Source organism: Yeosuana sp. (assembly GCF_057126245.1).
Genome location: NZ_DBNGMQ010000015.1, coordinates 1 through 23,953 on the forward strand (window position 1 = coordinate 1; position 23,953 = coordinate 23,953).

At 33.0% G+C, this 23,953-nt stretch carries 21 protein-coding genes, 1 tRNA gene and 1 pseudogene; 8 read left to right on the forward strand and 15 right to left on the reverse strand.

What is annotated here, in order from left to right; genetic code table 11:
- Positions 1 to 49 precede the first annotated feature (49 nt).
- Positions 50 to 124, forward strand: a tRNA-Pro gene (locus AC15TD_RS01445).
- A 50-nt stretch (positions 125 to 174) separates the two neighbouring features.
- On the opposite strand, the gene AC15TD_RS01450 is transcribed toward AC15TD_RS01445, so the two are convergent.
- From AC15TD_RS01450 to AC15TD_RS01510, 13 genes and pseudogenes are all read right to left on the reverse strand, one after another.
- Positions 175 to 1,329, reverse strand: a complete 1,155-nt coding sequence (locus tag AC15TD_RS01450; RefSeq protein ID WP_484450359.1) for an efflux RND transporter periplasmic adaptor subunit — start codon at positions 1,327 to 1,329, stop codon at positions 175 to 177.
- Positions 1,330 to 1,340: 11 nt separating this feature from the next.
- The gene (locus AC15TD_RS01455) at positions 1,341 to 5,672 is read right to left on the reverse strand and encodes a CusA/CzcA family heavy metal efflux RND transporter (RefSeq protein WP_484450360.1); all 4,332 of its coding nucleotides are present in this window, start codon (positions 5,670 to 5,672) and stop codon (positions 1,341 to 1,343) included.
- A gap of 256 nt (positions 5,673 to 5,928) precedes the next feature.
- Positions 5,929 to 6,126: a hypothetical protein gene (locus AC15TD_RS01460; RefSeq protein WP_484450361.1), complete on the reverse strand. Its 198-nt coding sequence runs from the start codon at positions 6,124 to 6,126 to the stop codon at positions 5,929 to 5,931.
- Positions 6,127 to 6,161: 35 nt separating this feature from the next.
- A complete protein-coding gene (locus AC15TD_RS01465) occupies positions 6,162 to 6,392 on the reverse strand; it encodes a helix-turn-helix domain-containing protein (RefSeq protein WP_484450379.1) in 231 nt (76 codons plus the stop codon).
- A pseudogene (locus AC15TD_RS01470) lies at positions 6,393 to 6,680 on the reverse strand (response regulator transcription factor); the annotation flags it as partial.
- A 12-nt stretch (positions 6,681 to 6,692) separates the two neighbouring features.
- A complete protein-coding gene (locus AC15TD_RS01475) occupies positions 6,693 to 6,830 on the reverse strand; it encodes a response regulator (RefSeq protein ID WP_484450362.1) in 138 nt (45 codons plus the stop codon).
- A gap of 225 nt (positions 6,831 to 7,055) precedes the next feature.
- Positions 7,056 to 7,316 (reverse strand): HypC/HybG/HupF family hydrogenase formation chaperone, encoded by a 261-nt coding sequence (locus AC15TD_RS01480; RefSeq protein ID WP_484450363.1) that lies wholly within the window; start codon positions 7,314 to 7,316, stop codon positions 7,056 to 7,058.
- Positions 7,317 to 7,332: 16 nt separating this feature from the next.
- A complete protein-coding gene (hypB, locus tag AC15TD_RS01485) occupies positions 7,333 to 8,160 on the reverse strand; it encodes a hydrogenase nickel incorporation protein HypB (protein ID WP_484450364.1) in 828 nt (275 codons plus the stop codon).
- Between the two features lie 22 nt (positions 8,161 to 8,182).
- Complete coding sequence (locus tag AC15TD_RS01490) at positions 8,183 to 8,635, reverse strand: hydrogenase maturation protease (protein WP_484450365.1); 453 nt, start codon at positions 8,633 to 8,635, stop codon at positions 8,183 to 8,185.
- Positions 8,619 to 10,067 (reverse strand): Ni/Fe hydrogenase subunit alpha, encoded by a 1,449-nt coding sequence (locus tag AC15TD_RS01495; RefSeq protein ID WP_484450366.1) that lies wholly within the window; start codon positions 10,065 to 10,067, stop codon positions 8,619 to 8,621. The genes AC15TD_RS01490 and AC15TD_RS01495 overlap by 17 nt, the downstream gene beginning before the upstream one ends.
- A gap of 2 nt (positions 10,068 to 10,069) precedes the next feature.
- Complete coding sequence (locus tag AC15TD_RS01500) at positions 10,070 to 11,338, reverse strand: NADH-quinone oxidoreductase subunit B family protein (protein WP_484450367.1); 1,269 nt, start codon at positions 11,336 to 11,338, stop codon at positions 10,070 to 10,072.
- Complete coding sequence (locus AC15TD_RS01505; RefSeq protein WP_484450368.1) at positions 11,331 to 13,154, reverse strand: NAD(P)H-dependent oxidoreductase subunit E; 1,824 nt, start codon at positions 13,152 to 13,154, stop codon at positions 11,331 to 11,333. Before AC15TD_RS01505 ends, AC15TD_RS01500 begins: the two co-directional genes overlap by 8 nt.
- Positions 13,155 to 13,312: 158 nt before the next feature.
- Positions 13,313 to 13,654, reverse strand: a complete 342-nt coding sequence (locus tag AC15TD_RS01510; protein WP_484450369.1) for a hydrogenase maturation nickel metallochaperone HypA/HybF — start codon at positions 13,652 to 13,654, stop codon at positions 13,313 to 13,315.
- Between the two features lie 173 nt (positions 13,655 to 13,827).
- Between AC15TD_RS01510 and AC15TD_RS01515 the strand changes: the two genes are divergently transcribed.
- From AC15TD_RS01515 to hypE, 7 genes are all read left to right on the forward strand, one after another.
- Entirely contained in the window at positions 13,828 to 14,952 is a 1,125-nt protein-coding gene (locus tag AC15TD_RS01515; protein ID WP_484450370.1) for a hydrogenase small subunit, read from the forward strand.
- Between the two features lie 11 nt (positions 14,953 to 14,963).
- Entirely contained in the window at positions 14,964 to 16,700 is a 1,737-nt protein-coding gene (locus AC15TD_RS01520; protein WP_484450371.1) for a nickel-dependent hydrogenase large subunit, read from the forward strand.
- Between the two features lie 16 nt (positions 16,701 to 16,716).
- On the forward strand, positions 16,717 to 17,469 hold the full coding sequence (gene cybH / locus AC15TD_RS01525) for a Ni/Fe-hydrogenase, b-type cytochrome subunit (RefSeq protein WP_484450372.1): 753 nt from the start codon (positions 16,717 to 16,719) through the stop codon (positions 17,467 to 17,469).
- A 168-nt stretch (positions 17,470 to 17,637) separates the two neighbouring features.
- The gene (locus AC15TD_RS01530; protein WP_484450373.1) at positions 17,638 to 18,171 is read left to right on the forward strand and encodes a hydrogenase maturation protease; all 534 of its coding nucleotides are present in this window, start codon (positions 17,638 to 17,640) and stop codon (positions 18,169 to 18,171) included.
- Between the two features lie 31 nt (positions 18,172 to 18,202).
- Positions 18,203 to 20,470: a carbamoyltransferase HypF gene (gene hypF / locus AC15TD_RS01535; protein WP_484450374.1), complete on the forward strand. Its 2,268-nt coding sequence runs from the start codon at positions 18,203 to 18,205 to the stop codon at positions 20,468 to 20,470.
- Positions 20,467 to 21,561, forward strand: coding sequence for a hydrogenase formation protein HypD (gene hypD, locus AC15TD_RS01540; RefSeq protein WP_484450375.1), 1,095 nt, complete (start codon positions 20,467 to 20,469; stop codon positions 21,559 to 21,561). Before hypF ends, hypD begins: the two co-directional genes overlap by 4 nt.
- A 2-nt stretch (positions 21,562 to 21,563) precedes the next feature.
- Positions 21,564 to 22,589 carry a hydrogenase expression/formation protein HypE gene (gene hypE / locus AC15TD_RS01545; protein WP_484450376.1) on the forward strand — a complete coding sequence of 342 codons (1,026 nt, stop codon included), beginning with the start codon at positions 21,564 to 21,566 and terminating at the stop codon, positions 22,587 to 22,589.
- Here the strand turns inward: hypE and AC15TD_RS01550 are convergent.
- Both AC15TD_RS01550 and AC15TD_RS01555 read right to left on the reverse strand, forming a co-directional pair.
- Positions 22,586 to 23,287, reverse strand: a complete 702-nt coding sequence (locus tag AC15TD_RS01550) for an urease accessory protein UreH domain-containing protein (RefSeq protein ID WP_484450377.1) — start codon at positions 23,285 to 23,287, stop codon at positions 22,586 to 22,588. The two genes, hypE and AC15TD_RS01550, sit on opposite strands and share 4 nt — an antisense overlap.
- Before the next feature lie 33 nt (positions 23,288 to 23,320).
- Positions 23,321 to 23,770, reverse strand: a complete 450-nt coding sequence (locus AC15TD_RS01555; protein ID WP_484450378.1) for a hypothetical protein — start codon at positions 23,768 to 23,770, stop codon at positions 23,321 to 23,323.
- Positions 23,771 to 23,953: the final 183 nt, after the last annotated feature.

The following is a 23,953-nucleotide window of genomic DNA, read 5'->3' on the forward strand; positions in this document are numbered from 1 at the left end:
AAATGAATAAAAAAAGTATATTTGCATCCCGTTACAGATAACCAAAATTCGGGGTGTAGCGTAGCCCGGTTATCGCGCCGCGTTTGGGACGCGGAGGTCGCAGGTTCGAATCCTGCCACCCCGACAAAAAAAATCCAACTGTTTTGCAGTTGGATTTTTTTCTAAAAGTATAATTCATTCTACAATCATATTAAAAGCACCCTTGGTTATAAATTCGGTATTTTTTTCAAAGTCTTTAACGTTTAAAATTTGAGTATAACCATTTGAAATGGCTCCAATTTCTACAGGAACTTTTTTATAAGTGGTGTCGTTTTGTTTTATTAACACGAAGTAAGTATCTTCAATATTAACAACTGCTTCGTTTGGTAAGGCGTCAAATACATCGCTGGATGTTAAAATATCTGTTTCTATGTACATACCTGGTGCAAATAGCTTAGCATCGTCTTCATTTATTAAATCACCATGAATATTGATGGTTCTATCTTGTGTATTAATTGATCTGTTAATTAAATGAACTACACCATCATATGTTTTTTTGCTATTGTTTTGAAGATGAATTTTTATAGGTTGCCCTACTTTAATCAGCGGAAGGTCTTTTTCAAAAATCTTTAGCTCTAAATGCAAGTGGTCTGTATTTTTTACAGTTAATGCGATGTCTGAAGGGTTTAAAAAGATGCCTTTTGAAGCTTCAATAGAAGTTACAGTTCCTGATATTGGCGACAAAACACTGATGGTAGACCGTATAGATTCTCCTGTTAAATTATTGGCGTTAATATACATTAAACTGAGTTTCTTTTGCAAAGATTGATACTGGGCTTGGGTTACTTTATAATCAGATTCTGCTTTAAGAAAATTCTTTTCTGAGGTAACATTGTCAGCCAACAATGTTTTTTGTCTTTCATAATCGGTTTTTAAATAGTTTAATCTTGATTTGGCTTCTAAAAAATCTTGTTGAATTTGAATATATTCGGGGTTTTCTAAAGTAAATAATACCTGTCCTTTTTTAACATAATCACCAGGTAAGAGTGTTAGATTCTTTACATAACCAGCAAAATAAGCGCTAACGGTAGCTTTATTTTCTGGTGGTACATCAAACATGCCATTTGCTTTAATTGACGTGTTAAATTCTTGTTTTTCTAAACTTCCTAATGCCATGTTAGAAGATTCAAATTGTGCTTTTGTAATAGTTATAATATCACTTGCTGTGGTTTCTGAATCGTCAATAACAATGGCGTCTTGTTTGCCCTTAGAGTTACAAGACATTAAAAGAATACCACAAACTACCAGAAATCCTTTTCGTTTTATATTATTTTTTAAAGTGCTTAACATGGTTTCTAATATTAATAGGTTAAATAGTTTAATTCTAAGATGGTAGAATTATAGTTATATAAGTTTTGTAAATAATTAATTTCAATCGTACTTGAGTTTTCTAAGAGTTGCACATATTGAAGAAAATCAATTTCCCCATTCTGAAATGCTTTAGAAGCATTAAGAGTAAGTTCTTCCGACAGTGTTTTTCCTGCACTGTTGTAATAGTTTACCCCTTCTTCATATTTTTTTAAATCTGAATTTAAACTTTTGTATTTAGATTCAAGCTGAATTTTATAGTTTTCGTAGTTATTATCAGTTATCATGGTTTCGGTTTTGGCTGCATTTATTTTTGATTTGTTTGCTCCAAACCATAATGGAATTGATACTCCAGCCTGAAACCCTGAATAGTTTTTAGCATTTATACCGTCATTGGTTCCACTAAAAATAGAAAATTGTAAATCTGGTAGCAACTGCTGCCGTTCTAAAGACAGTGATGTTTGGGAGAGTTCTTTGGCCGTTTGAAAATACTGTAAACCTGGGTTTTCAGATGCATTAAAATCTGAGAGTTTTAGCAGTGGCAATGTTTGTTCTGCAACCACATATGTAGAATCAGTTTGTAACCATTTATTCAAATTTAAATAAGCTTTTTCAATGTTTTCTTTACTTTGTGAAAGCATTAATGCTATTTCTTTTTGTTTTGATTCGGCTGTCAATTTTTCTAGCAGGTTGGTTTCTCCTACATTATAACGTTTATTTGCTGCGTTTGAAAACTGTTGATACAAACTATCGAGATAGGTATATTGTTTTGCAACATTGGTTCTATAGACAACATTATAATATGCCTGATAGACTTCTTTTTTTAAAATACGTTGGTTAACGTTATGCTCTTGAAAGCTTAATTGCGTTTTTTGTTTTTCAACCTTTCGTTGTGTTCCATATATTGTAGGAAATTGAATCGATTGATTGACGCCAAATACTTTTAAAGGTTGACCGTTTTCAGCAATATTATTTTCATCATAATGATAATAAACCTGAGTTTTATCAAAATTTAAAGCACTTCCAACCATTTGTTTTGATTGCGTTACTTTATTTGCCGAAGCTTTTATAGCATTGTTGTTTTCTAAAGCAATTTCAATAGCTTGTTCTGCTGTAATCACTTTTGTTTGCGAGATGCTCAATGCTGGTATTAAAAATAGTATCAAAAGAGGTAAAACCTTATTTTTTATTTTGATTTGTGGTGTTTTACCTTGTCTGTCAAACATAGCATAAAGAACAGGCAAAACAATAAGTGTAAGGGCAGTAGCACTAATAAGTCCTCCAACAACAACAGTTGCTAAAGGTCGTTGAACCTCTGCACCAGCAGATGTAGAAATAGCCATTGGTAAAAATCCAAAGGCTGCCGCAGCAGCGGTTAATAAAACAGGGCGTAATCTATTATTAGTTCCCATAAGAATACGTTTATTAATATTTTTGATACCATGCGCTTTAAGCTCCTTAAACTCTTCAATAAGTACAATACCATTTAAAACAGCAATACCAAACAATGCAATAAAACCAACACCAGCCGAAATACTAAATGGTAGGCCTCTTAAATATAGTAGGAGTACACCACCAATGGCCGATAATGGAATCGCACTATAGATAATTAATGCTTCTTTTACCGAGTCAAAAGCGAAATATAATAGCACAAATATTAAAGCTAAGGCTATAGGAACTGCTATTTTTAATCTGGCAGAAGCCGTTCTAAGATTTTCAAACTGACCGCCATAACTAACCGAGTAACCAACAGGTAGTTTTATTTCACTATTAATAATGTCTTGAACGTCTTTGACAACGGATTCTAAGTCGCGATTTCTAACATTCACACCAACTACGATACGTCTTTTTGTATTGTCTCTTGAAATTTTTGCAGGTCCTTTTGTGTAGCTTATGTCTGCAAATTCGCTTAGTGGTAGGCTATTTCCGTTAGGAAGTAAAACAGAAGCCGTTTCTATATTCTGAATGTCTTTGCGGTATTTTTCATCATATCTAACCACTAAATCGAATTGTTTTTCACCTTCAAAAACAGTTCCTGCAGTCATACCTGCAAATCCCATGGTGATAATTTTATTTAAGTCTTCAATATTTAAACCATATTTAGCAATGTTTTTTCTGTTATACTTAACAGACATTTGTGGTAATCCAGCCGTTTTTTCAACAGAAATATCTGCGGCGCCTTCAACATTTTCAATAGCTTTTTCTACTTCAAGCGCTTTGTTGTAGAGAATATCTAAATCTTCACCAAAAATTTTAATAGCTAAATCGGCACGAACACCAGTAATCAGTTCATTAAACCGCATTTCGATAGGTTGTGTAAATTCATAATCAATACCGGGAATTTCTTTAGAAAGCGCTTCTTTAAATTTGTCTGCTAGTTCATCTTTAGAATTTGCAGACACCCATTCGCTTTTAGGTTTTAATTTAATAATTACGTCGCTTTCTTCCATAGACATGGGGTCTGTTGGTACTTCTGCGGCACCAATGCGGCTCACCACTTGTTCAACTTCTGGAAAGGTTTTGAGAATTTTTTCCATGCGCGTTGTGGCTTCAACCGTTTTTGTTAAAGAGGTTCCTGTTTTAAGTACAGGTTGAATTACAAAATCTCCTTCGTCTAAGGTTGGAACAAATTCACCTCCCATTTTTGAATACAGAAAGGCAGTAAATAATAATAATAATACAGAGAGGCCAAGGACTAATTTTTTTTGTCTTAACGCTAATGCGATGGTAGGTTTGTATTTGTTCTCAAGAAAACTAATAAGTCTCGAAGAGATGTTTCTTTTTTCTGGGTTTGAAGGTTTAATAAACAAAGAAGCCATTACGGGAATGTAAGTAAAACATAATACCATGGCACCAATAAGGGCAAAACAAAAGACCAATGCCATAGGGCGGAACATTTTACCTTCAACATTCACTAATGATAGAATAGGAATAAAAACAATGATGATGATAAGCTGACCAAAAACAGCAGATTTCATCATTTTAGTGGCTCCTTGATAGGTAATATTGTCAATTAAACCTTGTCTTTTATCTTTTGGAAGTGCTAATAATTTAGCTCTTTGGCTGGTTATTTTAAAGGCTATAAACTCCACGATAATTACTGCACCGTCGATGATAATACCAAAGTCAATAGCACCTAAACTCATAAGATTAGCATCTACACCAAAAATATACATTAGGGAAAGTGCAAATAGTAAACATAATGGAATCACTGAGGCTACTACCAAACCAGATCTTAGGTTACCTAAAAGAAGTACCACAACAAATATGACTATTAAGCAGCCTAAAATTAAGTTTTCTGCTATGGTTGTAGTCGTTTTTGCGATAAGTTCACTTCGCTCTAAAAATCCATTAATGCTAATTCCTGGAGGTAATGACGATTGAATCTCACTTACGCGTTCTTTTACAGCATTTATAACGGCATTTGAATTTGCGTCTTTTAACATCATAACTTGCCCCAATACTTTTTCGCCTTCACCGTTACCCGTTATCGCTCCGAAGCGATTGGCTTTTCCAAATTCAACGGAGGCAATATCTTTAACATAAACAGGTACATTATTTCTGTTAGTAACGACAATGTTTTTGATGTCTTCAAGAGAATAAACTAGGCCTTCCCCGCGAATAAAATAACTTTCATGTTGTTTTTCGATATAACCTCCACCCGCAATACTGTTATTTTTTTTAATGGCGTCAAACGCGTCAAAAATAGAAATATTCATTGCTCTCAAGCGCTCAGGGCTTAATGCTACTTCGTATTGTTTTAAATGACCACCCCAAGTATTTACTTCAACAACCCCAGGAATCCCAGATAATTGACGTCTTACAATCCAGTCTTGAATGGTTCGAATATCGGATAAGGAATATTTGTTTTTGTATTTTGGGTCTACATTAATAATATACTGGTAGATTTCTCCTAGTCCCGTAGAGACAGGTCCCATAAAAGGCGACCCGAAACCAGCAGGAATTTTCTCTTCGGCATTTTTTATCTTTTCGGCAATCAATTGTCTTGGTAAATAGGTCCCCATATCATCATCAAAAACAACAGTAACAACGGATAAGCCAAATTTAGAGACTGAACGAATATCCTTAACTCCTGGTAAGTTTGCCATTTCAAGCTCAACAGGATACGTTAAAAACTTTTCGACATCTTCTGTTGATAGATTTCTGGATGTTGTAATTACCTGTACTTGGTTATTGGTTACGTCTGGTACGGCCCCAATAGGAATGTTTACGAGAGAATAAAGACCAAAACCAATGATTCCTGCAGTAAAAAGAAAAATAATAAGTTTATGGTGAATGCTATATTGAATAATTTTTTCTAACATTTTTCAAATGTTTTTAATATCATACAAAGTTATAACCTAAAGGTAAGATTCTTATTGGAGGTTCCTTAAGATTCACTTAAAAAAAACAGAAAGAAATAGGAAGAATGTATTAAATAAAAAAAAGGTTCGGGAACCACCCCGAACCTAACCAACCGTTTAAGAAATTTTATTAATTTGAAAATTAATTGTTTCTTAAATATGATACAAAGGAATGAAATTTTTTTGAAATAGATTTGTTTTTTTTCTTAAGATTTGGTTAAAATATAACGGTAAATATGGTTCCTTTATTAATAGTGCTTTCTAATTGAACCGCATCGCCAACTATTTTTATTTTACCCGAATGTTTTGTTGCTTCAAAATTTAAGCGATTATCAACATTTTGATACATGGTTTCTTGAACATCAAAAAAAACAGTACTGAATATGATGGCCAAAATAATGGCTGTGGCAATCATATAATGTAACGATATTCTATTTTTAAAACTTCACTTCATTGTTCTTCAGCAATATATCCAATGCCCCTTATGGTTTTAATATAGTCTTCATTAGCGTTTAACTTTAGTTTTTTTCTCAGCGCATTAATATAAACATCAATAACACCCGTATTATATTCAAAATGAATATCCCATACATTTTGAATAATGCTTGTTCTTTCACAAACAGAGCCTTTATTTCTTAGTAAATATTCTAACAGGGCAAATTCTTTTTGTGTTAGTGAAATTTAACGGTGTTCTTTAAAAACTTTATGTGATTTTGTGTTAAGTGTAATTTTTCCAATGGAGAAGTTGGTATGTTTCCCAGATTTTGGTCTTAATTGTACTTTGATGCGTTCTAATAGTTCATCAAAATGAAAGGGTTTTTTTATATAATCATTTCCACCAGATTGCAGACCAAATAAAGTTTCATCAACAGTATCTTTAGCGATTAAAAATATGACGGGTGTTTCAGTGAACTTTTTTCTGAATTGCTTACAAATTTCAATACCGCTTATATCCGGTAGCATCCGGTCTAATAGTAATAATTAGTAATTTTCAGTTAAAGCCATTTCTAAACCTTTTTCACCATTATCGGCAACATCTACAACATAAGATTCTTCTTCTAAACCTTGTTTGATAAAATTAGATATACCAATTTCATCCTCTACTATTAGTATCTTCATTATGCAAAAGTTTTTTTTTAATTTTGAAAATTCACAAAAATTTCCTTAAAGAATTTAAAATGATATACTGTTGAATGTTAAGGGGATCGTCACAACCTTAATTTGAGAAAAATAAACCTGGATGTTATGCATTAATTCATTTAGTGATTAACTATGAAAAGAAAGAAAATGACATAACTTATCTTGAATAAATAAGTATTTAATCCTCACATCAACTTTTGTCTATTAATTAAGTTCTGGCGGCTCTAAATCTTGTAGTTCATTGAGTTGTTTTAGCAAGTCGAATGTTTTCTTTGCTTCAACTTCATCAACAACACTAATTGCAGCACCAACATGCACCATAATGTAGTCATTTACATTTGCTTCCGGAACAAGCGTCAGACTCACTTCTTTAATAACTCCATCAAAAGATACTTTGCCTGTTCTAAATGTTTCGTCTAATTGACCTGTTATTTCTATTAATTTTCCCGGGATTGAAAGGCACATATCTATATTGAATTAATTAATTTTCTTTTAACCATTTGTACCATTGTTCCATGCCTTCACCTGTTGTTGCGGAAACTTCAAAAAACCTTAAGTTCGGATTTACTTGTAAGGCATATTCTTTTAGTTTTTCTAAATCAATATTTAGATAAGGAAGTAAATCAATTTTGTTGATAATACAGATATCTGATGTATGAAACATGTCTGGATATTTGATGGGTTTATCTTCACCTTCGGTGGTACTAATAATGACAACACGTTTATTCTCTCCTAAGTTAAACATAGAAGGACAAACCAAATTGCCTACATTCTCAATCATTAAAATAGAGTTATCTTTTATTTCGAGTTTTTTAACGGCTTCATAAATCATGTCGCTTTCTAAATGGCACCCTTTTCCTGTATTGATTTGAATAACAGGAATACCTAAAGCATCTATTCTATTAGCATCATTTAGTGTTTGTTGGTCGCCTTCAATAACATAAAAGGATTTTTCATTTTTTAAGTCGGTTAAAGTTCTTTCTAAAATGGATGTTTTACCAGATCCAGGGGAACTAACCAAATTGATGGCGAAGATGTCTTTAGCTTCAAAATAGCCTTTGTTTCTTGCAGCCATAACGTCGTTGTGCTGTAAAATGTCTTGCTCAAGGTCTATTACTGTTTTATGATGATAGTCGTGAGTGTGAGAATGATCGTGTTGATGATCGTGGTCGTGGTCGTGACTATGACTGTGTTCATGACTATGAGCATGTCCATCATGATGGTGATGATGTTCATGAGTTTTGTTTTCTTTTGGAGATAGAATGGTTACACCATTCTCTCCAGATCCGCAACCGCAGGTTCCACACATGATTTTTAATTTTTAGAGTTACTCAAAGATAATCAATTAATATATTTTTTTTAAAATGCTTCAGAGCTTTATTAAGATTTAGTAATCCCTCGTTACTCAAACCAATTTTTAATTTCCATTCATAACCTTGAATTGCCAAAACGGATGCTTCAGGATTATGATTGTATAGTTTATGCGACAAATACAAAATAGTTTCAGGTTCTAAAGTATGCGTACTAAAACTATATTTTTCTGAAGGTTTACATGGTTTAAAAAAATAACCATCTTCAGTATCTTCCTTAGTAGCATCAACAAAAATGACAGTGCCATATGTAGAAATTAATTCAGCATCTTCAATTTGTAGTTGATATCTGTATTCTAAAATAGGTTTTGATTCAAATTCTTTTATAAGATCCAAAAATAACCAACCTAAACCGTCATCTTGTCTGCCACTGTTACCAATGCCAATAATAATTGTTTTATCTAATTTTTTCATCAATTATATTACCTTGGAAATCCTGTATTTGCACTTTTAAAGGCATATCACCTAAAGCATGTGTAGCGCAACTTAAGCATGGGTCGTAGGCTCTAATGGCTACTTCAACTTGGTTAAGCATGCCTTCTGTAATTTCTGGTGTCCCGCTAATGACATTCTTGGCAACCCATTTTACTGCTTGATTCATTGGTTCGTTGTTATGCGTTGTTGATACAATTAAATTACAGCGTGTAATACGGTCTTTATCATCAACTTCATAATGATGGATTAACGTGCCTCTTGGCGCTTCAATAATACCAATACCCTCACCACGCCTTTCACCTTTTCTAACCAAGTCATTGCTTAAAATATCTTCATCATTCAATAGGTTTTTTATCATTTCTGCGCAATAAAGCATCTCTATTAATCTAGCCCAATGTGAGTACATGGTTTTGTTATTGATTTTGCCGTTGGTTGCCAGTTTAAAAATAATTCGTTCTTGTTCAGCAAAAGGCGTTTCAATACCATTACATATATTTATACGTGCCAAAGGACCAACTCGGTTCCACCCTTTATCCTTTCCTAATTCTTTTAAATATGGAAATTTTAAGTAAGACCACTTTTCAACACCTTCATTAAAGTGTTGGATATAATCTTTGTTTTCAATATCATTTAGAGTGACTTTTCCATTGGCGTCAAGGGCTCTTAAATGGCCATCATATAGTTCTAAAAATCCATTTTCTTTATTCACTAACCCTAAATGCCCAGAAGGATATTCAGCAAAAGTATCTAACCAAGAATTATTGGCATCATGATAATTTTTAATGAATTCAATTATTTCTTTTGACCAGTTAATCATGGCATCAATTGATGGAATGTCTTTGCTGTTTAAGAAATAGTCTCTGTCTTTTAAAGTGATTTTTTTATGGACACCACCAGGAACTGCTGAAATACCATGAATGCGTTTACCAGCAATAGCCTTAATAATCTCTTGACCAAATTTTCGCATGAGTATGCCTTTTTTTGCTAAATCAAGATGTTCTATAGCAACCTCTGCCACATTGCGTTTTGCAGGGTCTGCATTAACACCAAACAATAAGTCTGGTGAAGCCAGATAAAAAAAATGTAACGCATGCGATTGGAATACTTGTCCGAAATGTAAAAGTTTTCTAATTTTTTGAGTAGGCATTGATAAATCTTTTGGTTCTAAACCAACAATTTGATCGATAGCTTTTGCTGCTGCTAAATGATGACTTACAGGACAAATACCGCAAAGTCGCTGAACTAATACGGGAGCTTCCCAATATGGATGACCTTGAATAAAACGTTCAAAACCACGAAATTCTACAATATGAAAAAAAGAGTCTTTTACTTTGTTATTTTCGTCTAAATGAATGGTGACTTTACCATGTCCTTCAACTCGTGTTACAGGATCTATGATTATTTTTTTCATCTTTAATCGTATTTAAATTCTTCGTGTGTAATTGAGTATTCTTCGTTTAAGAGAATATTTTTTACAACTTTCCAAATATGCTTTGCATTAGGAGGACAACCAGGAATGAAATAGTCAATTTTTACAATTTCATTACACGGATACACATTGTTTAAAAGTTTAGGAATATCTTCATGGTTCGGTATAACGTTAGCTCCAATTTCGCTTGTTAATCCGTGAATATAAGCTTCTTCCAAACATTCTTTAAGGGGAACAAAATTTCGCATGGCAGGAATTCCACCCATAATAGCACATTCGCCAAAAGCAACGAGGATATCACATTTTTTTCTAAACTCTTTAATGACTTCAATGTTTTCTGAATTTGCGCATCCACCTTCAATTAAACCAATATCACAGCGTTTACTAAATTTTTTAATATCTGTTAGTGGTGATTTATTGAATTCTACTATTTTCAAAATATCCAATATATCAGTATCAATATCCAATAAAGACATATGACAACCAAAACATCCTGCTAAAGAGGTAGTGGCAACAATGAATTTATTTTCGTCATTTCGTTTTTTTGAAGGTTCATTTCTTACTGTTTCTCTGTTTTTCCCGACTAAATCGTACTTTCGCTCACCAAAAGGCTGTTCGTAAATCATTCCTTTTATTAAAATTGCGCCAACAGGACAAAGGTTCATAGCATGCAAAGCTTCTGCATCTGTTAATTTAGCTTCTTCCTCATAATCAATATTTACGCGTGTTTTTACGCCTCTATTTACAAAGGAGAAAACATTTTTTCCATCTTTTGTTTTTATTTCTTCGACACACCGTTTACAAAGTATGCATCTATTGGACTCCATAATCATTCGGTCTGAATTAAAATCCACAATTTTTTTACTGTATACATGTGGAAAACGTGAAACGGTAACTCCCATGTCGTAGCCTAAATTCTGTAAATCGCAGTGCCCACTTTTTTCACATGATGGACAGAAATGATTCCCTTCCGCATACAGCATTTCAATAATGGCTTTTCTGGTATTTATTAGTTCAGGCGTATTAATTTCTACATCCATTCCTTCATACACTTTTGTTGTGCAACTGGTTGTAGTTTTGCCATTAACAATCACTGTGCAAATTCGGCATGTTCCTAAAGGCGGATTGGCTTTATGAAAATGACATAATGTAGGAATGTATATTCCGTTTTCTTTAGAAGCATCTACCAAGTTTTTTCTTGATTGAACTTGATAGCTTTTGCCATCGATGGTTATGTTTACTAAATTATTCATAAGTGCTTTCTATTTCGTGGATGATACTATCATAATTTTCAACGGCTTTTTCTAAATCAAAAGACTGGTTAAAATCACTTTCGGCAAGGAGACATTTTTGGAATTCACCAGGAAATTTTAGCATAGAAGTTAGCAAGCAATTAGTAGACGTTTTTCCCAGCCCACATCGGCTAGATTGTTTAATTATAGTACTCCATTCCTTAATCTCATCAAGATCAGTTTGATCTGCATGGCATAGCATAATTTTATTAATTTTCTTGTTTAATAAAAAATTTCCAGTTCTACATGGTACACATATACCACAAGACTCTGCAACAAAAAATTTAGTTATATTTTTAAGTATTGATAGTAGATCACGTTTGCTATTGAAAACCATGAACGAACCACCACTTCTTAAGCCAACGCCACTCATTTTACGAGAATATTCAACTGGGTCTTTAAAAGAAAATTGAATGTGTTCTGCTAATAAATTCTCACCAGATATTTCTCTGTCAAAATCTACTTCTGATAAGCATTCGCCTGCAAAACCGTTGAATAAAATATAGTGTGGGTCTTTTGCCTTAATCAAATCCAAAAAATCTTTCAATTTCATACCCCATTCTATTTCATAAACGCCTGGTTTTTTACAATCACCAGAAGCACTTAACAATTTAGTTCCAGGAGTTGCTTGTGTACCAATGCTTAAGTATTTGGCCAATCCCATTTCCATAATTCTTGGTACTGCACAAAGTGTTTCTACGTTGTTTACGACTGTTGGTCTGCCCAAAAAACCTTTCTCAACAGGAAAAAACTCTTTTGTTGTTGGTTCTCCGCGTTTACCCTCCATAGAAGCAATTAGGGCAGTTTCCTCCCCACAAATGTAGGCGCCTGCTCCCAGATGTATATTAACTTTAAAATCGAATCCTTTTATCCCAAGAATGTTGTTGCCTAAGAAGCCTTTCTTGTTAAAAGCCTTTATGGTGTCTTCAAGTTTATCCTTTAAATAAAAATATTCGGCTCTTAGGTAAATGGTTCCTTCTTTAGCACCAACAGCATATCCAGCCATTGCCATTCCTTCTAATAACAACCCAGGTAGTTTGTTTAATAAAACGCGATCTTTAAAAGTTCCTGGCTCTCCTTCATCGGCATTACAGATAATATGTTTTTGGTCAGATGTGTTATCTCTACAGAATTGCCATTTGACTCCCGTTGGGAAAAATGCACCACCGCGACCAGATAGTTTAGAGTCTTTAACAAGTGCTATAACTTCTTCCGGTTTAAAATCTTTTAGTTTTTTTAGAGCATCACCTTGTCTGTAATCTTTAAAAAAGACAGCTTTATCATCCTTTGGTTTATATTGGATGTTATCTTTTGGATAGTTGCTTAATGATTCTACAGAATGTCCTTGCCGTAATTTTGAAACGATAGTTTTAACCTTTTTAGGCGTAAGATTTGTAAACGCATGAAAATTTATAAGAGCCGATGTTTCTTGATCGCTTAAGCCTAGGCATGATGTTTTAAAAAACCCAAACTCGTTGTCTGCCGTAACATTCCCGATTTTTATACCTAATTCTTCTTCAAATGCTTCTTTTATCGCTTGATAATCATAAAGTTTTGAAATGGTAGAACAGTTAAGGTAGATGGTATACTTGCCTGCATGCTTGCGATGAAAAAAGTGATAAAAAGAAATAACCCCTTCAAGCTCCATTCTTGAGATGTTAAATTCTTTTGCAATTTTAGTTTTGTCATCATGACTGATATACCTTCTTTTTTTCTGAATATCCCATAGAACATTCATTAAAACGGATTTTCTTGCAGAGGTTTCTTTAGTCGCCATTTTAAAGAGAAATGATTTCTAACTAAAGTAGTAATCTAAAAAAAGATATAAAATGACAACTGTTAGGTATTATTGAATTGCTAAAAATTTACTATCAGGCTAGGTTAATTGGAAAAGTTTGGTCAAATGGTAAAAAAAACTAAATTAAATGAATGTTTTTAAGAGACTTCCAGACTTTTTACTAATAATTCTTTTCCTTTTATAATGTGTTTAAGGTAGCTATTACATTTGGGGCAAGCGTCAAAAATGTTTTTTAATTTAAATTTATGATCACATTCTCCACATTTAGCCTCTCCTTCAATAACGTTAATTTTTTTCTTAGCACTTTCTAAAACAGTGTTTTTAACTGCTGAAGGCCAAATAAAATCGAGTGAATCAAATTCTATTCCTGCTAAAGTCCCTATCTCTAATTCAATTAAGTCAACTCTATTTTTTTTTGCTTTTTTAGTTTCTTTTTCAGCAATGTCAACTATTCCTAATGCTATTGATAATTCATGCATATAGTTAATATGTTTAGTATGTATATTACTAGTATTAAGAACAATAGTAAATAATTATAGAATTCAATAGTATGACAAAAATCATGTTTTTTCTAGGAATGATTTTTTAGTTTTAAGAGTTTCTATTAAAAACGTACCGGAAATAATCAATTTTTATAAACTAAATTTTAATTATGGCTAACAATAACAAAGTAAGAGAAACTTATTATGAGAGCATAATAAAACAGGGCTATAGTAGAAGAGATTTCATGAAGTTTGCCACCTATATTGCTGCCTATATGGGATTGGAAAACTCTATGGTTGGCCAAGTGGCAAAATCTCTTGAAACGACGCACAGGGTGCCAGTAATTTGGGAACATTTCCAAGAGTGTACGTGTTGCAGCGAATCTTTTATTCGGTCTGACCACCCCATTGTAGCAGATATTATTCTTGATAAAATTTCTTTAGATTATACTTTAACCTTAATGGCTGCTTCAGGGCATCAAGCAGAAGCTGCTAAGCAGGCCACTATGGAAAAATACAAGGGTGAGTATATTCTTTGTGTTGAAGGTTCTGTGCCTATGGGAGGTGATGGTAATTACTGTTGTATTGGAGGAAGATCAGCTAAAGATTTATTAATTGAATCTGCAGCAGGAGCAAAAGCAATTATTGCTTGGGGTAGTTGTGCAACCAATGGTTGTGTTCAGGCTGCAAAACCAAATCCTACAAACGCAACACCAATTCATAAAATTATAAAAAATAAACCTATAATAAGGGTTCCAGGATGTCCTCCTATTGGAGAAGTGATGGCTGGTGTTATTGTTCATTTAGTCACTTTTGGCAGACTGCCTGAGTTAGACAGATTAGGAAGACCAAAAGCATTTTATGCTAAACGTGTTCATGATAGTTGTTACAGAAGACCTTATTACGATGCCGGATTGTTTGCAGAAACATTTGATGACCAAAATGCTAAAGATGGGTATTGTTTATATAAATTAGGTTGTAAAGGACCTATGACATATAATGCTTGTGGTACTATAAAATGGAATAATGGTGTGAGTTATCCAATTCAATCAGGTCATGGTTGTATTGGATGTAGTGAAGATAGTTTCTGGGATAATGGACCTTTCTATGAAAGAATGGCAAAAGTTCCTGGATTTCATGAAGAAGGTCTTGCTGATGACATAGGAAAAATAGGTGCTGGTGTATTGGCTGGAGGACTAGTTGCTCATGCGATAGGAGCCAACATTTCTAAAAGAAAGGAGTTAAAAAGTAGAATAAATCGAGGCATATCAAACGAAAAAAATATTGACTCTTAAATAGTATAATTATGGCAAATAGAATAGTAGTTGATCCTGTTACCAGAATTGAGGGTCATTTAAGAATAGAAGCAGAAATAAAAGACGGAATAATAGTAGATGCCTATAGCTCCAGTACAATGGTAAGAGGCATTGAAGAAATTGTTAAAGGAAGAGATCCTAGAGATGTTTGGGCTTTTGTACAAAGAACTTGTGGGGTTTGTACTACAGTACATGCTTTAACGTCAGTTAGAGCTGTTGAAGATGCTTTAGGTATTGCAATACCACCAAATGCCGAAATGGTAAGAAATATTATGGAAGGGGCATTATATATGCATGACCATACCATTCACTTTTATCACTTGCACGCCTTAGACTGGGTTGATGTTGTAAATGCCTTAAAAGCTGATCCACAAAAGACATCAGAATTAGCACAAAGTATATCCAATTGGCCAAAAAGCTCACCAGGATATTTTTCAGATATTAAGAAACGCATCACCAAATTTGTTGAAAGTGGGCAGTTAGGAATTTTTGCTAATGGTTATTGGGGTCATCCTCAAATGAAATTACCTGCTGAGGTCAATCTAATGGCAGTGGCTCATTATTTGGAAGCACTGGAATGGCAAAAAGAAATTGTTAAAGTCCACACTATATTTGGAGGTAAAAATCCACATCCAAATTATTTAGTTGGGGGAATGGCTTGTGCAATCAACACAGAAAACCCAGGAGGAATCAATGCAGAAAGATTGGCTATGGTTAAATCGCTTCTAGATGAAGGAAAACGCTTTATTGAGCAAGTATATATTCCTGATCTGTTAGCTATTGCATCCTTCTATAAAGATTGGGGTGCCATTGGAAAAGGTTTTGGTAATTACATGTCATATGGTGATTTCCCAGTTAATGGCTATGCAGATCAATCTAATTTTAAATTCCCACAAGGTGTTATTTTAAATAATGACTTATCGAATGTTCTGGATGTTAACCATAGAAGTAGTGATGAAATTGAAGAATTTGTAAATAATTCCTGGTATGATAATTATGCTGAGGGAAAAGATACTGGAAGACATCCATGGGAAGGAGAAACAAATATTAAATATTCTGGTCCAAAACCACCATATGAGCATTTGAATGTTGAAGAAAAGTACAGTTTTGTAAAAACACCAAGATGGAAAGGTAAGCCTATGGAAGTTGGTCCTTTAGCTAGACTTTTAGTAGGTTATGGAAGAGGTAATAAGGAAATACAAGAAGCGGTAAATGCTGCTTTAGAACATTTAAATGTTCCTGTGGATGCGCTTTTCTCTACGTTAGGAAGAACAGCAGCTCGTGGTATTGAAACGCAATTAGTTGCTAATTGGACTATGGAATTTTATGATACCTTAATTAGTAACATAAAAAATGGTGATGAAAGAATGGCAAATACTGAAAATTGGGAACCTTCTACTTGGCCAGCTGAAGCAAAAGGAGTTGGTTTTATGGAAGCTCCAAGAGGAGCACTTGCACATTGGATAAAAATTAAAGACGGAAAAACAGAGAACTATCAACAGGTTGTTCCAACCACTTGGAATGCCTCTCCAAGAGATCCAAAAGGAGAACGTTCAGCTTACGAGTCTTGTTTAATTGGAACGCCTGTGGCAGATCCTGAACTGCCTTTGGAAATCATTCGTACTATTCATTCATTTGACCCATGTTTGGCCTGTGCAGTACATTTATATGATGAACATGGTAATCACATTTCTAGAGTTCAACATACAGGTAGTTGTGAAATTTAGCTAAACAAAAGGGATCATGAAAAAAATAACAAATTTTAAACGTGTATACGTCTGGGAATTACCAGTCAGGATCTTTCATTGGTTAAATGTTTTAACTCTATTTGTATTGGTTGTTACTGGTTTTATTATTGCTAATCCACCAGCTATTTTATCTAGTGCAGAAGCAACAAATTTACATTCTTTTGGAATTGTTAGATTTTTGCATTTTACTGCTGCCTACGTATTCTTATTCGTTTTAATATTGAGAGTTTATTGGTCATTTATGGGCAATAGATTCGCAAGTTGGAGAGCGTTTTGGCCGTTTACAAAAAAGAACTGGAATAATTTTTGGTATGTTATGAAAATTGATATCATGCTAATGAATGAGGAAGAAGAAGATGTGTCTAAAATTAGTATTGGACATAACAGTGTAGCCACACTTTCATATTTGGTTATGTTTGTTTTAGCTCTTTTTCAAATAGCAACAGGTTTTGCCTTATATAGCGATATGTCCTCCTGGTGGTTACCCAAAATGTTTACTTGGGTAATTCCATTTTTTGGTGGAGACTTTATAGTGAGGAGTATTCATCATACAGCTATGTGGTTTTTTATTTTCTTTGCTATGGTTCATGTTTATTTGGTGTTTTATCATGATTGGTTAGAGGGAAGAGGAGAAGTGTCTTCTATATTCGGAGGCTATAAGTTTGTTTCTGATGAACGGATTAAAAAAGCCCAAGTTGACGAAGAAGTAGAAATTAAAGATGAAAAGGGAATTGTAGGTACTAAATAAAATTGGTTTTATTAATTAATCTTAAATTCATTCATAGACATACAATTTCGGATTTGAATGAATTTATTTTTTACCTTATTATACGGAATGCCAATTAATAAATTTAAAGCAAAGAAAATATTTATAAATAGCATTACATCTAATCTTTAAAATAAGAAACATATATAGATGAATACTCCAGAAAGAACACCAGTGGCAATAAGTAGTGACTCCTATTTTTTTGAAAAAGATAAATCTAATAGTATTTTAGTGATGGGAGTTGGTAATTATTTGATGGGAGATGAAGGCATTGGCGTCCATATTATTCAGGAAATGGTAAAACAGGAACTTCCAGAATATATAGATATTCTTGATGGAGGTACTGGCGGTTTTTTACTGTTAAGTTGTTTTCAGGTGTATCCCACTATTATTTTTGTTGATGCCACAATGGATGGGAAGCCAGAAGGTACTATCTCTTTAATTCGGCCTAAATTTGCATCAGACTTTCCTTCTGCTTTAAGTGTTCACGATGTAGGTTTAAAGGATATGATTGAAGCTGTTTATCTTATGGATAAGGTACCAGATATACATTTATTTACCGTATCAATAAAGGAAATTAATCCTATGACTATTGAATTAAATGATAAGGTAAGAGATGCCATCCCAGAATTAATAGAGAGGATTTTAAGTCATTCTAAAAACCTACATTTAAAACTAGTGTAAACTTTTAGTTTGATTTAAATTCTAAATATAAATGAGAAAAACCATTGGCATTAAAATTACTGGACAAGTTCAAGGTGTTGGTTTTCGCCCTTATGTTTACAATTTAGCTCAAGAATTTTCATTAAAAGGCTCAGTTTCTAACGATGAAAATGGTGTAATTATTTGGGTTCAAGGTTTAGAGAAATCAATTAATGATTTTTATAATAAGTTAATTAATTTACCGCCACCAGTTTCCAAAATAAAAAACAGTTCAATTTTTGAGATACAGCATTCTGATTTTGATGATTTTAAAATAGTATCTTCAGTAAAAAAAGGACAGCTTAATTCAATACTAACGCCAGATTTTGCCATTTGCAATGATTGTCAGAATGATATTGTAACCCCTAATAACAAACGTTATAATTATCCATTTACAACCTGCGTTAATTGTGGTCCACGTTGGGCAATTACAGAAAATTTTCCTTTTGAAAGAAACCATACAAGCATTGATGATTTTCCAATGTGTAAAGCCTGTCAAGAAGAATATGAAAATCCTTCAAACAGACGATTTCATTCTCAAACAAACACATGTCCTACTTGTGGTGTCAATTTATATTTAATAGACAATTTTGGTCAACATATTCAAGTTCAAAAGACTGATTTATTTCATAAAGTGGCGTCGCTTTTAGAAAAAGGAAAGATTATTGCCATAAAAAATACAAGTGGTTTTTTGTTATGCTGCAATGCGGAAAATAAAACAGTAGTTAATAAGTTAAGAAAAAAAAAGAAAAGACCAAATAAGCCATTTGCTGTGCTATATCCTTCTGTCGATATTTTGAAAGGTGAATTACAAATAACTAAAGAACAGGAATATAGTTTAAAATCTGTTGAGAGACCTATTAATATTATTAATTCAAATAATTATAACGGTAAAATAGCTTTAAACCTAGTAGCTCCTGGGCTAAATCAATTAGGAGTTATGCTTACGTATTCTGGAATTTTACAGTTGCTATCTAATGAATTAGAATTCCCAATAGTGGCTACTAGTGGGAATATTCATGGTTCTCCAATTATAAGTGAAAATGACGATGCTTTTGAAAAATTAAAGCACGTCGCTGATTATTTTTTAAATCATGATTTAAAAATTGTTCATCCTCAAGATGATTCTGTAGTAAAGTTTAGTAAAAAATTTAACACAGAAGTTTTGTTCCGTAGATCCAGAGGTTACGCCCCTAATTTATTCAATACATCGATTAAGGCAGATAGAAAAATTATGGCGTTGGGTGCGCATTTTAAAAGCACTATTGCTTATATCCCTAATTCCTACGTGTATATAAGTCAATATTTAGGAAACCTTGATAATTTTGATGTTTACAATCGTTTTACAAAAACAGTTTCAAACTTTATAGATGTTTTTGAACAAAAGCCTGATGTACTCCTTGTTGATTCTCATTCTGGATATCAAAGCACTATGTATGGTGAGGAACTATTAAAAAATAATAATTTTGAATTATATAAAATCCAACATCATAAAGCACATTTTGCGTCGGTTTTGGCGGAACATGATTTGTTTGAATTAAAGGAACCGATTTTAGGTGTTATTTGGGATGGAACGGGGTATGGCGATGATGGTCAAGTTTGGGGTGGAGAATTTTTTAACTATCATTTAAATGATATAGATCGAATTTCTCATTTTGGGTATTTTGATTGGATTGCCAAAGATAAGATGTCTAAAGAACCGAGGTTGTCTATGTTATCGCTTTCTAATGATGACATGCTGCCAAGATTGGAAAAGAAATTCACCAAAGAAGAGTTGACTATTTATCAATCATTAAAAAGGAATAACAAACTAAAAACGTCATCTGTAGGAAGGTTGTTTGATTCAGTTGCATCTCTATTGGGTCTTTGCGATTTCAATACTTATGAGGGAGAAGCTGCTATTTTGCTAGAAAATTATATTACAGATTATAATTTAGATAATTGTAGGTCGTATTGTTCAGTTTTAGATGATGGTTCAGTTCCTACTGAAGCGTTATTTTATAACTTGTATTTAGATTTTAAAAACGGAAATTCAAAAGAGAAGGTCGTAGTAAACTTTTTTTATACGTTGGCATCACTGGTTTTTCAAATCGCTAAGAAATATCAATATAGGCATATAGCCTTTAGTGGTGGTGTTTTTCAGAATACAACGTTAATAGATATGATTAAAGAAATAGGAGAAAAGGAATATAAATTATATTTTAATATTAACTTAGCTCCTAATGACGAAAATATTTCTTTTGGGCAGATTATGTACTATTTAAAATGTAGTAATAAATGAAGTATTTAACGGAATATAGAAATTTAGAGGCCACGAAAGGTTATCTAGACCTTATCCATAAAGCAGCTACTAAGCCATGGAAAATTATGGAGATTTGTGGCGGACAAACTCATGGGTTGGTTAAAAATGGCATTCTTGAATTGTTGCCTGAACATGTTCAAATGATCCATGGTCCAGGATGTCCTGTTTGTGTAACACCTTTAAATTTAATAGATAAAGCTATTGAACTTTTAGAAAATGGTGTTATCGTTTGTTCTTTTGGTGATATGATTAGGGTTCCTGGTAGTAAAAAAAGTTTGCTGGAAGCCAAATCAAAAGGCGGTGATTTAAGAATTTTATATTCACCAATTGAAGCCGTTAAAATAGCAAGAAATAATCCAGAAAAAGAGGTGGTTTTTTTTGCTGTTGGTTTTGAAACAACGGCACCAGCCAATGCACTATCTGTTTTACATGCTCAAAAAGAAGGACTTAAAAATTATTCTATTTTAGTATCTCATGTTTTGGTACCACCTGCTATGGAAGCTATTTTAGATGATAAGTTTTGTAATATAAATGCTTTTTTAGGTGCTGGTCATGTTTGTGCTATTATGGGCTATAAAGAATATTACCCATTAGCTGATAAATATAAAATACCTATTGTGATAACGGGTTTTGAACCACTTGATTTGGTGCAAGGCGTTTATATGGCAGTAAAACAACTTGAGGAAGGTATTTATAAGGTTGAAAATCAATATTCCCGAGTTGTTAAAGAAGAAGGTAATACCGCTGCATTAAAAGTTATCAACCAAGTGTTTGAAGTAGGTTCCCGAGAATGGCGAGGCATTGGAGAAATACCTAATAGTGGTTATGTTTTGACAAAAGAATTTAAAAATTTTGATGCAGAAACAAAGTTTGGGATCAGTCATATAAAAGTGCCAGAAAACCCAAATTGCATCGCTGGCGATATATTAAAGGGTATAAAAAAACCGCATCAATGTAATCAATTTGGTAATGCCTGTACCCCTTCTAACCCACTTGGAGCTCCTATGGTTTCTTCGGAAGGCGCTTGTGCTGCATATTATCATTTTTCAAGTAATCTAATTACAGAGTAATAATGGAAAAAGAAGAATTAGGATTTGATGCTATACAACTAGGACATGGAAGCGGAGGTATGATGACTCGAGATTTATTGGATAAGATTATTTTTAAAACCTTTAGTAATCCTTTTTTAGATCAAAAACATGATGGTTCTATTGTTAGTTTTAATAATAAAATAGCTATTTCTACAGACAGTTTTGTAGTGTCTCCAGTATTTTTTAAGGGTGGAAATATTGGTGAATTGGCGGTTAATGGCACTGTGAATGATGTTGCCATGTGTGGGGCAATTCCAAAGTATTTATCATTAGCTTTTATTGTTGAAGAAGGATTAAAAATCAGTGAATTTATAACTATCGTTAATTCCATTAAACAGGCCGCAGACGAAAGTGGCGTTCAAATAATTACTGGTGATACTAAAGTGGTTGAGAGAGGTAAGGGTGATAAGATATTTATTAATACAACAGGTTTTGGAGAAGTAAATCCAAAAGCAAATATATCGACTGAAAATATTAAGGGTGGTGATAAGATAATTGTAAACGGTTTTATTGCGCAACATGGTATGGCCATTATGTCTGAAAGAGAAGGCTTGGAATTTGAATCGACTATAGAAAGTGATACGACTAATTTAAATTTTTTAGTTAACGATCTTATCAATGAGTTTGGAAATAAAATTCATCTTTTTAGAGACCCAACTAGAGGTGGTGTGGCCAGTGTTTTATCTGAAATTTCTCAAGATATAAATAAAGGTATTGTTATCTATGAAGATAAGATTCCATTAGAGAAACAGGTTGCTGCTGCCTGCGAAATTTTAGGTTTAGACTCATTGTATGTCGCCAATGAAGGTGTTTTTCTAGTTATTGTAGATGCATCAATTTCAGATGACGTCTTGAATTTTATGAAGAAAGATAAAAAAGGGAAGAATTCAGCTTACATAGGCGAAATAACTCATGAACATCCTAACAAAGTTGTTATGCAAAGTTCAATAGGCGGAAAACGAATTGTTAGTCCATTAATAGGAGAACAATTACCTCGGATTTGTTAAGCAAGTATCCAATAAATTCCAATAATTATAGCAAAAAGACCACCAGAAAATCTAATGCCATTAAATAAGGTTTCGTTGTGTTCATTTTTACTAAATGACGAAATATTCCCTATGAGAAACGCAAATAAGGTCATTGCCAAAACAATACCCGTACTAAATCCAGCTAAATACATCACAGAGTCTAATTGACTTTTAAAGCTTGCTACAGGTATAAAAAGTATAAAATGAGAAATCCCTGCTAATCCGTGTAGAAAGCCAATAGAGAATGATGCAAAATTACTTTGGTTTGAAATATGTTTGTGTTCATGTTGATGTGTTAATTTTTGAATGTGTTTATGTTCATGTTTATGAATTAAAACAGCTTGATCGCTATGCACATGTAAATGTTTGTGGTTTTTATTTTTTTTAAAAATTTTATAGAAAGACCAAACTCCAATTAGAATTAGAACGAAACCTACCAGTTGCTCACTATATACAGATATTTTTTCTACAGGAATTAATTCTCGAAAGATTAAAAATAAAATGCCAATGGCTAGCATACCAACTAAATGTCCTATTCCCCAAAAAAGACCAACTCTCCAAGCTCTCTTTTTTGATTCTATTGCAAAAGGAATAACGGCTGCTAAATGATCTGGCCCTGTGATAACATGCAAAATAGAGGCCAATAACGCGGCTATAAATGGAAATGAATTATCCATATAAAATTAATAATCGAATTGTTTTAACGTATTTTATTCAATCCTCAGGTAGTTTTCAGCATATATTGGGTTGCCCTCTTCATCATTCTGAATTTGAGAAAACGTGTCATCTTCTAATATTAATTTAAATGAAAACTCTTTTTGTTCTTTAATAGCTTCGTTCATTGACTTTGATCCAAATTCTATAAGTTCTGTTAAATAACCATCTTTAATTGAGTAGTCACCATATCCAAACCAATCAATAGTATCCGCTTCTCTATATCGGCTCCACATTACTTTAGATTTATGATATATTTTAATCTGTTTATATTCTTCTGAAGCCATTATTGTATCAATAATTTTATCATCAAGATAGTTATAAAAACTTGTTAATTTCCAGACGCCATCCAATGTTGGTTCTTCAACTAAAGCACTTTCATTTTTTGGATTATTGTTACATGATAATAATAGACATAAACTAATGAGAAATAGAAAAGTTTTCATAACGTGATAATTTAGTGGTTTCAATACATACAATTTACAAAAAAAATAACATCTACATATTTAATAATTTTGAAATGTAAAATGATAATAACTTTTGATAATTTGCATGTAAGTTTTATTGCAAAAATTCTACTTTTGTTTTAGATAAATTAAATTTGATTATGGCAGAAAGTATTGAGAAAG